Here is a 14,149-nt window from a genome sequence, read left to right as displayed (position 1 = left end):
GGCCCGGGACATCTAACCGCGGTCGGTCTTTATCTAACGATGTAAAGCAGAATGTTTAAATTGTAACATGATTTGTGTTCTCTTTGCGCGGCTTACAACTACATTTTGCATGAATGGTTTAAAAGTTTTTGATTGAAATGGTAACTTTTTTCATTCAATTTCGTAATTACTTGCAAGAATGACTTTATTTTGTGGAGGATACGCAATGAACAGAATCGCTACTTTACTGCTTTTTGTGGCTTTTTCTTTTTCCCTTTCGGCCCAATCGATCGATCTACCTACTTCACGGTTTGGCATCAGTATTGGTAATTCCAAAGAATTCACCGGATTACGCATCAACTGGAGCGATCGGCAGGTCGAAAAAATAAACGGCATTAATATTACATTGTGGCGCGCCGCAGATAATGAGCGGGCTATTGTTAAGGGTATTTCATTGGGGCTGATAATGCCAGAGGCCGGAGCGTTGTACGGCTTGCAGGCAGGCTTAGTCGGCGTTTCCGCACACAAAAGCATGGCAGGCATCAATCTGGGCGCTCTGGGCGTTGGCTCTGGCGGTCAGATAAAAGGGTTGAACATCGGCGGTCTTGGCATTGGTAGCGGAAAAAGCGTTTCCGGTCTATCGGTGGCCGGGCTGGGGTTGGCTGCTGGCGAAAGCGTAAACGGGCTGGCTGTGGCAGGTTTTGGGCTTGGCGCCGCCGGCTCAGTAAGCGGGCTGTGTGTGAGCGGATTTGGCATAGGCGCCGGTGAATCTTTAAAAGGCATTTCGATTTCTGGTTTTGGAACGGGAGCCGGAAAATCAGTTAAGGGGCTTCACGTTGCAGGATTTGGTTTGGGCGCCGGTGAAAGTGTAAGCGGCGTTACGCTGGCCGGTTTCGGTATCGGCGCCGGCAAAACCATTAAAGGATTTCAGGCGGCTGTGTTCGGTATTGGCGCGGGGCATTCCATTGAAGGCGTTAGCGTGGCCGGAATTGGTTTGGGCGCCACGGAGCGTTTGCGCTGGTTAAATGTTGCCGGCTTTGGCCTTGGCGCAAAAAATATCGAAGGCTTGAGCGTTGCCGGAATAATGGTCGGCGCTGAAAATGTCCGAGGGATTACAATTGCCGGCGGCATGATTAAAATTAAGGAAGCAGGGCAATTTAAAGGGCTGGGGCTTTCTGCAATTAACTGGAATAAAGGAACGCAAGTTGGCATTACCCTGGGCGTCCTGAACTATGCCCGCCATCTAAAAGGCGTTCAAATCGGGCTTATTAATTATGCCGAGAATAATCCCCGCTGGCTGCGCGCCCTGCCGCTTGTTAATTTTAACTTCAAATAGCAAAGGCCGCACAGCCACAACCAAAATCAACCGCAACGCGCGCAAAGTAATTTTCTCGTAGATTACGCCAATCATCGCAGAAAATGATTTAACATTTAAGACGAAAATTAAGCAAACCAGCACTCTACTATTCGTAATTCATAATTCGGGCACAGCCTCCCGCTCCGCGTGATAATTTTTAACGCTATTACAGCATAGCCGCCGCCAAAAACTTTTCCGCAGGAATTTAGGCAACCACAGAGCGCACAGAGAAGTCACAAAGGGCTCAAAGAATGTTTTAAATTAAAAATAGTTTCAATTGCCCTCACCCCCTTTCCAAGAAAAAGAGTCTGGGAGAGATGGAGGCTGAGCGTGGAAGATTATTTCTAACAGTGTAAGTGATTTCCGCGCTGGCCAATTAGGAATGCCAGGGCGGCGACCAATCAATTTTGAACCATGATTTACTTGATTTCGGGATTTCCAAGATTTGCTTTTTGTAACTAAAAAATTTCGCGTTAAAATTGAGTGTAAACTTTCACAAATAAAAAATCAAGTTAATCCTTTAATCATATTAATCAAGGTTCAAAAACTATCTCTAAACCTTTCCCCTATAAACGCGCCATGCTGCCTACTAAAAATCAAAAAAAGAAAATAATGAAAATATCTGAATGTCCCCCAAAATTTCAAACAAAGACCTTATAATCGATTGATATTTAAGGGAATACAATAGCTGAATGTATGAAAAACTCACCCCCTTATTCCCCCTCTCTTTTTGCAAAGAGAGGGGGATAAGAGCATGCCTAACGTGTTAGTAATTATATGATTAGGGGGTGAGTTGTAAAAATGATTTTAGAAAAAATATTGTAATCTTAAAAAATTTGGGGGACATTCAGAATAATGAAAATATAGGTTGAAATATAATGTTTAATTGATTAATTTAGTATGGCTTTTAAATGTTAAACCAAACTTAGGGGATAGGATTATGAGAAGATCCTTTCAATTTCTACTAACGCTGATTCTGGCTGTCGGTGTTCTGGGCTCGTTTAGTTATGCCAAAGATTTTAAGTATGTGGGCGCCGCTAAATGTAAAACCTGCCACAATACGAAAAAGAGCGGCAAACAATACACCATCTGGAAAAATGGCCCGCATGCCAAAGCCATGGAATCACTGAAAAGCGAAGCCTCTTTAAAATACGCTAAAGAACATGGCATTGCCGATCCTTCAACCGATCCCAAGTGTACTAAATGCCATGCCACCATGGCCGCTGTTGACAAAGCTTTGATCGATCCCAAAGGTAAACTGACCATGGAAGAAGGCGTTTCCTGCGAATCCTGCCACGGCCCGGGAAGCGTTTATAAAAAGTTGAGCATCATGAAAGATCGCGAAAAGGCTCTGGCTAATGGCCTGGTTTTGCCTGAGGAGAAAGTGTGCGTAACCTGCCACAACGAGCAAAATCCTTTCCATAAACCTTTTAATTATAAAGAATTTTCCGCTAAAATAGCGCATCCTACGCCAAAAAAGAAATAGTTACATTTGGCAATTTAAAAGCCATTACCGTTACGGTAATGGCTTTTCTGTTTTATTAACGCGCCGGCCTGATGATGTTTAAAAAAATTCTTATTACACTAAAAACCTACCGTTATCTATTTATGCTCTACTTCCTGGTTGCCGCTCTTCTGATTTTTAACGCTTTTTTTGAAATGCGTCAAAGCAAAAAAGAGTTAATGGAGTTGATGGAAAACCAATCGGAAGCCACATTGCACTCGCTTATATTGGCTTCGGAAAATTTGATTAAAAATAACGTCCAGACTCAAATGATCATCGAACATCAGATGGCCAGAACATTAGAAATACTTTATACCATATCAAAACTTACCGATTTCAATCCCTATCTGTTGGATTCTATTGCCAGCCGGGCAGGAATTGCCGGCATATTATTCCTGGATGCCAACTTCACGCCTCAGACCGTGGTCGGAGAATTTAAAAGACTAACTCTGGAGCAGTGGAATCAGCTACTGGACAAAGCGTTTACCCTTCAAACCATCAGTGGAGACACGGTTTTCTGGCAACAAAGGCTCTCGGAAACGGATAGCGTGCAGTACAGAATCGGATGTGAATTTTTACCGGGCGGGGAGGTATTGCTGTTGATCGGTGAGCCGAAAATGATGGGCGCCTTTTCCAACCACATTAATTTCGGCCGCCTGATACGTAATATCGCCGAGAGAAGCCCGGATATTATTTACCTTGCTTTGCAGGATAGCGCCAGCATAATTGCCGCGGCAGGTCACGTGCAATTTTTAGGCAACCCTTTGAATGAAACGATATTAAAAGAATCCGAACCCGCCAATCCGGTTTCTTTCCGCATTCTGGATTTTGATTCGGTCTCCGTTTTTGAGGCCAGTCATCCATTTCATTATCAAAACAGGCAAATTGGTCTGTTCCGGCTGGGACTTTCGACAAAGGCCCTGCAAAGCATCAATGATCGCATTTTTCAACGTCTCCTGGTTTTAAGCGCTATCCTGATCGGTTTTGCATTTTTAATCGTTACCTTTGGATTCATTCGCCAGCGTTATGATATTTTGCAAAAACAATACGCGGTCATCGAAACCTATTCTTCAAATATTATCGAAAATGTAAGCGACGCCATCATTGTGTTTAATAACCGGCAGGGCATTCAAATATTTAACAGCGCCGCCGAAAGGCTATTCAAGCAGGACAAAAATGCCGTTCTCGGAAAGCCTATCACCCATCTTCTGCATTCGGAGACGCTTGATTTGATTGTCCGCAAAAATGAGCCGGTTCAGGAAATTGAGTTGACGATCGGCGATGTCTCGAAAATTGTTCTGATATCTCAAAGCCATTTTTGGGATGGCGACAATACAGAAAATTATATTGTTGTAATAAGAGACATAACAAGACAAAAACATCTTGAAGACCGCATGAAGCGTCAGGAACAACTTACTGCGGTAGGGCAGCTGGCTGCCGGCGTGGCTCACGAAATCCGAAATCCGCTGAACAGCATCAGTACGATTGTTCAGCAACTAAAAAAAGATTTTAAACCAACCCGCGATGAAGATGTGTATAATGAGTTAATCGATATTGTTTACACCGAAGTCAAACGGATCAACCAAAAAATCAATGAATTTTTGCGATTCTCAAGACCGGAACCCATACGTCCTTCCAAATTTAAATTAAGCGATTGGTTAAATTCCATCATTAAACAATATCAGCCGACCTTTGAAGACCGACAAATTGAATTTGTTCTTCAACTCAACTGGGATGGCGAAGTCTTCTGGGACGCCGACCAGATGCGCGGGGTCATGTCCAATCTTATTCAAAACGCTATTGATGCCATGACGGAAAGAAAAAGACTCGAAGTATGCGTTACTAAGGAAAACGATAAGATCATAATTAAGGTAACGGATTCGGGCAAAGGCATCCCTCCGGAACAACTGGATAAAATCTTTAATCTTTATTTTACAACGAAAGCCGACGGAACGGGAATTGGTTTAAGTATCGTCCAGCGTATTGTATTCGAGCACGACGGGATGATTCGGGTGAGCAGCGAAAGGGATAAAGGAACCACTTTTACCATTACCTTGCCCAGGACTATTGCCCTGGATTCCTCCCAATAACTCAACCATCCTTTAATCGAATGGTCCCTCTCGGGATTATTATAGCTAAAGATTCAATCCAGCTTTTGATGGTTGGCCGGCAGCACTTCAGCGCGTTGTTGTTCGATGCTCTGGTGCGATTCTTTTAAAGATTTTCCGTAAAGTCTGAAACTAAGCGCCATGGCCAATAAAATGAAAAGACCTGCGCTGACAAATGGAATTTCCGGGCCGAATTTATCAAAGAAATAGCCCGCCCATAAAGGACCGATAACGCGGCCCAGCGAAGAAAAGGATTGATTAATACCCAGAATGCCTCCCTGTTCGGTGCGCGCCGCATTCTTGGAAATTAATGCCGTAACGGACGGATTGTGCATCCCAAAGCTAAAGGCGATAGCAGCCACGATGACCAGAAAGAAGGCCAGAACATGGACGAACGGAAAAAGGATGAAGGCGACGCCAAGAATGAGAGTAGCCGTGGTTATGAGGCGCTTTTCTCCGAAACGTTTGGCCAGCCTGCCGATAAATACACCCTGCGTGGTGGCGCTGATCACGCCGATCATGGCAAAAAAATAACCGGCATGGTGCGCTTGATAACCAAAAGTGCGCTCCAGGTACAGAGCAAATATCGTTTCAAAATTGGCAAATGATGTGCTGACGATAAAGAAGATCAAAAATAAAATTCCCAGATTGGGATGGTGCAAAGCCCGGTACAGGTTTTTTAGATTAAAACGCTGATAATCACGTACCACTGGATTTTCAGTATCTACCGTTTCCTTTAGCTTTAAATAAGCAAAAGTAAATGCCGTCATCGAAAAGCCGGCGGCCATCAATAAAGGAACTCGATGACCGGCAAAGCCGCTTACAATTCCACCCAGCGCTGGCCCGAGGATAAATCCTAATCCAAAAGCTGCCCCTACGATGCCCATGCCTTTAGCCCGGTCTTCTGGCGGCGTAATATCGGAAATATAAGCCATGGCCGTGGGAACGGTAGCCGCAAAAATACCGGTAAGAATGCGGGCAACGAACAATACGGTTAAATTTCCGCCAAGGGCAAATATCACGTGCGTGATGGCCGAGCCCGCCAGACTCATCAGCAAAATCGGACGTCGGCCAATTCGATCCGATAATCTGCCCCAGATGGGCGAAAAGATAAATTGCATCAACGAATAAACGGTGATCATGCTGGCAATCACTTTGCCAATTTGATCGGGCTGTGTTACAAATTCTTCCAGATAGTAGGGAATAATGGGAATGATGATACCAAAACCTAACAAATCAATAAAAATCACCAGAAAGATAATGGTCAGTTCTTTTTTGTAGCCTTTCATATTCCAGTCTTCTTTATTAAGTCGATCTGATTTAAAGAATTTAATAATTCATTTTCGCTTTTTATTATTCCCTGAATTTTCCGAAAAATTCATTTCAGCGCCTGTCAGAGAAAACTTTGGCGAATTTATGACATAGTTTGAAATTTACCAAAAAAAATAAATCCATTGTGAATGAAGCGCTGCCGCAGCCAAAAAAACTTAAGCAGGGATGATTTTGCTTTTAAAAAAGAAATCATTAATCGCAAATGGCGCAAAGTAATTTTCTCGCAGATTACGCCAATCATCGCAGAAAATGATTAAACAAATTATTTTAAGTGACCATAGAGAGCACAGAGAAGGCACAAAATGCGAAAAAAATGTTTTAAATTAAAAATAGTTTCAATTGCCCTCCCCCCTTTTCCAATAATAAGAGTTCTGGAGAGAGGGAGGCTGAGCGTGGCAGATTATTTCCAACAGTGTAAGTGATTCCCGCGCTGGCTATTTTTAGCAAAGGCGGGAAGAGGAGTGCCAGGCTGGCGAACATTCAATTTTGAACCAGGATTTACTTGATTTCGGGATTTCCATGATTTGCTTTATGTGCTTACAAAATTTCGCCTTAAAATTGAGCGTAAACGTTCACGAGTGAAAAAAAGAATCAAGTTAAACCTGTAATCATATTAATCAAGGTTCAAAAACTACCTCAAAACCTCGAAACTCTTATACTCATACACTTTTTTTGCCCAACGGTGGCAGGAAATGCCCGGAGTGGCCCTCACCCCCTTTAATTCCCCCTCTCCCAGAATAAAAGTCTGGGAGAGAGGGAAGTTTCGCATGGCAGATTATTTCCAACTGTGTAAAGGATTCCTGCGCTGGTCAGTTTCGTGCAAAGGCGGGAAGAAATGCCAGACCGGCGGCCAATCAATTTTGAACCATGATTTACTTGATTTCGGGATTTCCATGATTTGCTTTATGTGCTTACAAAATTTCGCCTTAAAATTGAGCGTAAACGTTCACGAGTGAAAAAAATCAAGTTAATCCTGTAATCACATTAATCAAGGTTCAAAAACTACCTCAAAACCTCGAAACTCTTATACTCATACACTTTTTTTGCCCAACGGTGGCAGGAAATGCCCGGAGTGGCCCTCACCCCCTTTAATTCCCCCTCTCCCAGAATAAAAGTCTGGGAGAGGGGGAAGTTTCGCATGGCAGATTATTTACAACTGTGTAAAGGATTCTTGCGCTGGTCAGTTTCGTGCAAAGGCGGGAAGAGGAGTGACAGGCTGGCAACCATTCAACCAATCCAGCAGCACAAAAATTTTCAAATCCCGCATGGCGGGACAGATGCTACGAAGGATGTATTCTAAAATGAGAACAAAATTTTAAAATAATCGAATTTAGTCGTATATTTAGTTCTTTGGTAATTGTCAGGCAAACTCTGCCTGTGCTTGAAAAACGTTGATGAAAATAAAAAGGTCAATGACCTGAAAATTATATGATTAAAAAAATGCTACTTCAGAAAAATTCTGGTTTAAATCTAAGATTTTTTATCTATTTTTTGCTGTTTGCGTATGTTCCCCTGCTTATTTTCAGTGTGGTTGGTTATTTTTTAAACAAGCAAATTTTAAGACAGATCTATTTAAACGATCAGCAACAATATTTAATCACGTGGGAGAAAAATTTTAATAAAATTGTCGAGGTCGAAAAAGGTGTTTACACCATATTGCTTAATAACTTAGACGATCACGAAAAGATATTTACGTTAAAACATTCCGGCTCGGCTATTGTAAGCAAGCCGTTGGCGCTGTCTGAAAATGGTGAAATAATTGTTCCGCGAGAGCTTGATGAACAAAGCGTTAAAAAGGTCTACAACCTAATTCATTCTGAAAGCAGTCTCTATTTCAACCAGGATGACGCCACTTTCTGGCTGAAGGTTGATCTGGAAAGCGAGCGCATACTCATCATAAAATACCCTTTACACAACCTGTTAACCACCGATTTTGCCCTTCAGCAAAATACGCGTCTTTATCTGATTTCAGAAAACGATGGCGTGGTTATTTCTAAGCAGGAAATCCGCCTTTTCGATAAATCGCCTTCCTTAAAAACCACGCAACTGCAGGCGTTTATCGACGAGCTGGTTAATAATGAAGCCTGGATAACCATTATTGATGATTTTGAACCCGGTTGGAAGGTTGCTTTTCAAAGAAGCACGGAAACCATTTTTCGACCATTAAGAAAGTTTCTTTTTCAAATTATTGTGGCCAATCTGGCATTAGGTATTTTGTTGTTATTTTTTGCTATTTTTACCGCCCAGAGCATTTCCAGGCCTATTCGCATGTTGGCAGAGGCGGCCAAACGGATTAGTCATGGACATTTAAACGAAAAATTTCCCATTAAGGGAAAAGACGAAATTCGTGAACTGGCGGCCGAGTTCGAGACCATGCGCCAGAAACTTCTGGAATCGTACCAGAATCTGGAGAAAAAGATCGAAGAGCGCACACGCGCCTTAAAAGAGGCCCAGTTTCAAATATCGCATCAGGAAAAAATGGCCAGCATCGGTTTACTGGCTGCGGGCATTGCCCATGAAATTGGCAATCCATTAACCAGCATCTCTTCCATGACGCAAATCATCAAACGCAAGGTTAACGATGAAAATGTCAAACAATATCTGAATACCATTCTGGAAAATATCGAGCGGATTTCCCGTATTGTGCGCGAGCTGGTCGATTTTGCCCGGCCTTCCAGCCTGGAAGCCACCTGGGTCAATGTGAATGATGTGGTACGCAATGCTTACGGCATTGTTAAATATGATAGACGGGCCAAAACCGTCGATTTTCAGTTAAATCTACAGGAAAATTTGCCCAATCTCTTTCTGGCGCCCGATCAACTTCTTCAGGTGATTTTAAACATGCTGCTTAACGCCATGGATGCCTTAAAAGAGGGGAAGGGTAAAATTGAAATCACTACCAGGCTGGAAGACGATCATGTAATTATTTCCATAGCAGATACCGGCGTCGGAATTCCTCAGGAGCACCTGAATAAAATTTTTGAACCGTTTTTCACGACCAAGGACGTGGGACACGGTACTGGTCTAGGCCTTTCAGTCAGTTATGGGATTATTAAGAACTTTAATGGCTCTATTCAGGTTAAAAGCGAAGTGGGGAAGGGTAGTATTTTTACTATTAAACTACCAGTTAAGTCAAATATGGAGCAAATGAATGAAAGCTAATATATTAGTCGTAGATGATGAGCGGTCTATTCGAGATTCGCTGGAAATGGTATTAAAAGAAGAAGGCTACAATGTAAAAACGGCTACCGATGGCAAACAAGCTTTAAAGTTACTGGAAGAAAACAATTTTGATATTATGATCACCGACCTTAAAATGCCCGAACTCGACGGCATCCAGCTAACCAAACATTGTTTGCAAACCTATCCGCAAACGTCGGTTATTATTATTACGGCCTATGGCAGTCTGGAAACAGCCATCGAAGCCCTGCGTGTGGGCGCCTACGATTATATTCTTAAGCCTTTTGATTTTGACGATGTTTTAATCAAAGTGCAAAACTTAATTAAGCACAAAGAACTCATTTTAGAGAATCAGGCCTTACGCCGGGAAATTCATTCCCGCTACGATTTCAGCAATATTGTCGGTCAAAGTCCGCAGATGAAAGAGGTTTTTAAGCTGATCGAAAAAGTGGCCAAAACCAAGAGCAATGTGCTGATAACCGGTAAGAGCGGAACGGGAAAAGAACTGGTGGCGCGGGCCATACACTACAACAGCGATCGGGCCAACAAGCCATTTGTGGCTATTAACTGCGGGGCTATTGTGGGCACGCTGATGGAGAGCGAATTTTTCGGGCATAAAAAAGGGTCTTTTACCGGCGCCATCCGCGATAAAGACGGTTTTTTCAAAATTGCCAACGGAGGCACACTCTTTCTGGATGAGGTGGGCGATATTCCCATGCATCTGCAGGTTAAGCTGCTGCGCGCCATTGAAGAAGGCGTTATCATGCCCGTGGGCGGCACCACGCCCATCCAAATCGATGTGCGGATTATTGCGGCCACCAATCGCGATTTGATGAAGGATATCGAAAATGGGCGCTTTAGAGACGATCTTTACTACCGTTTGAATGTCGTGGAAATTAAACTACCTTCTTTAAACGAACGCAAAGAAGACATTCCGCTCCTGGTCGATCATTTCATAAAAAAGTACAATAACGAACTGAAACGCAGGGTTCTGGGCACCGACAATGAAACCATGCGCATTCTTATGAACTATCCCTGGAAGGGCGGCATCCGGGAGCTGGAAAACGTGATTGAGCGGGCCTTAATTCTATGCGAGGGAGAATACATTACCAAAAGCGATCTGCCGCCCAATATGGTGCGTGAAGAATATTTAAGCGCCGTCCCCGACCGTCTAAAAGACGCTGTGGCCGCTTTCGAAAAAGAACACATATTGAATATACTGCGCAGGACCGGAAACAATAAAGAAGAAGCTGCCAAATTATTAGATATCAGTTTGTCATCTTTGTACAGAAAGATGGATGAACTGGGAATTAAAAACGTTCTCTAACATTTCATGTGGAGGTTACCATGATCCGAAAAGAAGATGCTCTGGCCTATCATTCCGAAGGCCGGAAGGGAAAAATTGAAGTTATTAACACCAAACCCTGTTTAACGCAACGTGATTTAAGCCTGGCTTACACACCAGGCGTGGCAGAACCCTGTCGCGAAATTGAAAAGAATCCGGACTTGGTGTACGAGTACACGGCCAAAGGAAATCTGGTGGCCGTGGTTTCCAACGGCACGGCGGTTCTGGGTCTTGGCGATATCGGCCCCATGGCCGGCAAGCCTGTGATGGAAGGCAAGGGCGTACTTTTTAAACGCTTTGCCGATATCGATGTTTTTGATATTGAAATCGATTCCAAAGATCCGGAAGAGATCGTGCGTACGGTTAAATTGCTGGAGCCCACCTTTGGCGGCATCAATCTGGAGGATATTAAAGCGCCGGAGTGTTTTTACATCGAAGAGAAATTGATGGAGATTATGGATATTCCTGTTTTCCATGACGATCAGCATGGAACGGCCATTATTTCCGCCGCCGCCTTACTCAACGCCCTTTATTTGCAGGGTAAAAAGATTGAAGAAGTTAAAGTGGTCTTCAGCGGCGCCGGGGCGGCCGGCATTGCCTGCGCCACTCTGTACTGTGAACTGGGCGTGAAAAAAGAAAATCTGTACCTGGTCGATTCCAAAGGCCTGGTTTACAAAGGGCGTAAAGAAGGCATGAATCCCTACAAAGAACGCTTTGCCAATGGCGACAGTCCCGCTACTTTAGCCGAGGTGATGAAAGATGCCGATGTCTTTGCCGGTGTATCTGTAGCCGGCCTGGTTACCAAAGAAATGGTCAAATCCATGGCCGACAAACCGATTATCATGGCCATGGCCAATCCGGATCCTGAAATTCGTTATGAGGACGCCATTGCCGTTCGGAGCGATTTGATTATGGCCACCGGCCGTTCGGATTATCCCAATCAGGTAAACAATGTGTTAGGATTTCCGTTTATTTTCAGAGGCGCCCTGGACGTGCACGCCCGTAAGATCAATATGGAAATGAAAAAAGCGGCCGTTCATGCGCTGGCAGAACTGGCCCGCCAGGATGTGCCAGATTCCGTAATCCGCGCCTATGGCGGTAAGCCGTTCCATTTCGGGCCGGAATACATCATCCCCAAACCGTTTGATCCGCGCGTGCTCACCTGGGAAGCTCTGGCCGTGGCCAAGGCCGCGGTAGAATCGGGCGTGGCGCGCAAAAAAATTACCGATTGGGATGCCTATCGCGACAGCCTGGAAAGCCGACTGGGCCGCACGCATGAGGTCTCACGTATTTTAATCAATAAGGCCAAAGATATTAAAAAGCGCATCGTCTTGCCCGAAGGCGAAGAGATTAAGGTGCTTCGCGCCGCGCAAATTTTGATTGATGAAGAGATCGTCAGTCCCATCTTACTGGGCAATAAAGAACAAATCCTAAAGATGGCCAAAGAACATGATCTGGATATCAGTCGGGCCGAAATCGTTGAATACGCATCTTGCCAAAAGATTGACGCTTATGTGGATGAACTGTATCGCCTAAGACAGCGGAAAGGTTTAACCAGAAACGCCTGTCGAAGACTGCTCACTACCGATCCCAACTATTTTGGCGTAATGATGGTGCGTATGGGCGATGCCGATGGCATGGTGTCCGGCGTCAATCACTATTATCCGGAGGTCATCAGACCCGCTTTGCAAATACTGGAAGTGCAAAAAGACAAAAAATTTATCGCCGGTTTGTACGCCATGGTATTGAAAAAAGAGACCATCTTCTTTGCCGATACCACGGTGAATATCGAATCCACGGCAGAAATTCTGGCCAATACGGCCATCATGGTTGCCGATAAGGTGAAAAAGACCTTCGACATTGAGCCGCGCATTGCCATGCTTTCGTTCAGCAATTTCGGAAGCGTGCGCCATCCCTACGCCGAAAAAGTGGCCAAAGCCACACAGATGGTAAAACAGATGCGGCCCGATTTGATCATCGACGGTGAAATGCAGGTCGATCTGGCGTTTGACACCGAACTGCGGGATCGAGATTATAGCTTTTCCGATCTGAAAGGTCGGGCCAATGTCCTTATCTTTCCATCCCTGGAAGCAGGCAACATTGCCTACAAGTTGATGATGCGCCTGGGCGGGGCAGAAGCCATCGGCCCGATTCTGGTTGGTCTGGAAAAATCGGTTCATGTTTTGCAGCGCAATTGCGATGTGGACACTATTGTGCGGATGTGCGCTATTGCGGCAGTTGACGCTTAAGTATTGTTCAAAAATCCCCGAACATAAGTTCGGGGATTTTTATCTTCTAACAATTGGTCAGTAGATCATTCAGGAGGGCTATGTCGTGCAACAGCCCATTTTGCAAGCCATCGAAAAAAGCATGGCGGAAATCAACAGCGCCAAAAATTACGAGCGCATTTTACACAATATTTTGAACCAGCTGGTAAGGATACTTGATTTAAATGCGGCGGCCATTGTTGAGTTAAATCCGGATACCGAACTGCTGGAAATCCGCAATTCTTACAATTTGTCATGGAATTTTTGTAAGAACTACCGGCGTTCCATCGATTCCAGTTTGTTAAGGGAGTTGATCTGGAACAATCAGGACATCAATATCCCGGAACGTAAGCATGCGCTGAAGGTGGTGGAACAGCTGCGTCTGGAACATGAATTCGTATCCGGCTTTGCCACCAGCTTAAACGCTTTTCAACAACCGCTGGGCTTTTTATTTGTCGATTCCAACGTATTAAATTTTTTCTCGGACGAGACGCAAAGCATTGTGCGCATTTTTGCCGGCATGATTTCTACGGCAATCTATCTGGAACGCATTTCGCAAAAACTAAAAAAGATGGAGCGCGTGGATGAAGAGTCGGGCGCCCTGCGTTTTGAATCTTATTTACCGTTTTTAAAAGAAAATTTTCATCGCAGCACAAGGATGAACGAGCCCTACTCTCTGTTGCTGCTAGATGTAGAAAAATACAGTCACATCATCACGCAATACGGCGTTAAAGTGGCTCAATCCCTTCTTAAAGAAATGGTGCAAAAAATCAAAATCCAATTGCGCAAATACGATGAAATTTGCCGCTTTGGCGCGGATGAGTTTTTAATCAGCCTGCCAGCCACGGACGTTAAAAATGCGCTGCAGGCTGCCAAAAAGCTGATAAAAATTGTACAGGAAACAGAGTTTACAGAAAAAAAACTACGCGTGGGCGTTTTTATCGGAATTGCCACTTTCCCGGAAAACGCCAATAGCCTGAACGGCCTGCTAATTGCGGTAAAAAACGCTTTGATGTTAGCCAAACGAATGTCCGGGACAATGAATGTTTCAACCATCTCTACGAAATTTGATTAACA

Annotated in this window: 8 protein-coding genes; 7 read left to right on the top strand and 1 reads right to left on the bottom strand. The window is 44.1% G+C overall.

What is annotated here, in order from left to right:
• Positions 1-205: 205 nt before the first annotated feature.
• The 3 genes from Cabys_RS10800 to Cabys_RS10790 all read left to right on the top strand — a co-directional run bounded on the left by Cabys_RS10800 (position 206) and on the right by Cabys_RS10790 (position 4,930).
• Positions 206-1,315, top strand: a complete 1,110-nt coding sequence (locus tag Cabys_RS10800) for an LA_2272 family surface repeat-containing protein (protein WP_006930468.1) — start codon at positions 206-208, stop codon at positions 1,313-1,315.
• 961 nt (positions 1,316-2,276) lie between these two features.
• The gene (locus Cabys_RS10795) at positions 2,277-2,822 is read left to right on the top strand and encodes a cytochrome c family protein (RefSeq protein WP_006930467.1); all 546 of its coding nucleotides are present in this window, start codon (positions 2,277-2,279) and stop codon (positions 2,820-2,822) included.
• A gap of 71 nt (positions 2,823-2,893) precedes the next feature.
• Positions 2,894-4,930, top strand: coding sequence for a cache domain-containing protein (locus Cabys_RS10790; protein ID WP_044281357.1), 2,037 nt, complete (start codon positions 2,894-2,896; stop codon positions 4,928-4,930).
• Positions 4,931-4,983: 53 nt separating this feature from the next.
• Here Cabys_RS10790 and Cabys_RS10785 read toward each other — a convergent pair whose 3' ends face one another.
• On the bottom strand, positions 4,984-6,237 hold the full coding sequence (locus Cabys_RS10785) for an MFS transporter (RefSeq protein ID WP_006930465.1): 1,254 nt from the start codon (positions 6,235-6,237) through the stop codon (positions 4,984-4,986).
• Positions 6,238-7,720: 1,483 nt separating this feature from the next.
• On the opposite strand from Cabys_RS10785, the gene Cabys_RS10770 reads away from it, so the two are divergent.
• The 4 genes from Cabys_RS10770 (at position 7,721) to Cabys_RS10755 (ending at position 14,147) form a co-directional block, all read left to right on the top strand.
• Positions 7,721-9,442 carry a sensor histidine kinase gene (locus Cabys_RS10770; RefSeq protein WP_169313662.1) on the top strand — a complete coding sequence of 574 codons (1,722 nt, stop codon included), beginning with the start codon at positions 7,721-7,723 and terminating at the stop codon, positions 9,440-9,442.
• A complete protein-coding gene (locus Cabys_RS10765; protein WP_006930463.1) occupies positions 9,432-10,787 on the top strand; it encodes a sigma-54-dependent transcriptional regulator in 1,356 nt (451 codons plus the stop codon). Before Cabys_RS10770 ends, Cabys_RS10765 begins: the two co-directional genes overlap by 11 nt.
• A 20-nt stretch (positions 10,788-10,807) precedes the next feature.
• Positions 10,808-13,054, top strand: coding sequence for an NADP-dependent malic enzyme (locus tag Cabys_RS20660; RefSeq protein WP_006930462.1), 2,247 nt, complete (start codon positions 10,808-10,810; stop codon positions 13,052-13,054).
• A gap of 85 nt (positions 13,055-13,139) precedes the next feature.
• Positions 13,140-14,147 carry a sensor domain-containing diguanylate cyclase gene (locus tag Cabys_RS10755; protein WP_006930461.1) on the top strand — a complete coding sequence of 336 codons (1,008 nt, stop codon included), beginning with the start codon at positions 13,140-13,142 and terminating at the stop codon, positions 14,145-14,147.
• The last annotated feature ends 2 nt before the right edge of the window (positions 14,148-14,149 follow it).

Source organism: Caldithrix abyssi DSM 13497 (assembly GCF_001886815.1).
Lineage (GTDB): Bacteria > Calditrichota > Calditrichia > Calditrichales > Calditrichaceae > Caldithrix > Caldithrix abyssi.
This window is presented reverse-complemented; position numbering and strand designations above follow the sequence as displayed.